The sequence below is a fragment of the Parafrankia sp. Ea1.12 genome, from assembly GCF_900465275.1.
GTDB classification, from domain to species: Bacteria; Actinomycetota; Actinomycetes; order Frankiales; family Frankiaceae; genus Parafrankia; species Parafrankia soli.
Window position 1 is genome coordinate 1 of record NZ_UBIZ01000485.1, and the last position, 352, is coordinate 352.

Consider the following 352-nt stretch of genomic DNA (forward strand, 5'->3'; position numbering starts at 1 on the left):
TGAGCAGGGATTTTGGCTCACTCGCCGATCCTGTGGGGTGCCAGAAGTCGGCCTGAGCCTGTGACCTGGGGCGATGCGCCGGCGCGGGGCCGGCCGCATGATGGTCAACTATGTCCGTACGCCTGCTCTATCTGATCTTCGTGCGGGTGTGTGGCTGGCTGGTTCTCCTCGGTCGTTCGTCGGCGTCGAAGGACATCGAGTTGCTGGTGCTGCGGCATGAGGTTGCGGTGCTGCGCCGTACCCAGCCCAAGCCCCGGTGGGACTGGGCGGACCGGGCGGTGCTCGCCGCCCTGATCCGACTTCTCCCCAAGGCACTGCGAGCGCACCGGCTGGTCACTCCCGGCACCGTCCT

At 67.3% G+C, this 352-nt stretch carries 1 pseudogene; it reads left to right on the top strand.

The features are described 5' to 3' along the window. Positions 1-110 precede the first annotated feature (110 nt). Positions 111-352, top strand: a pseudogene (locus tag FMEAI12_RS29050) (transposase); the annotation flags it as partial.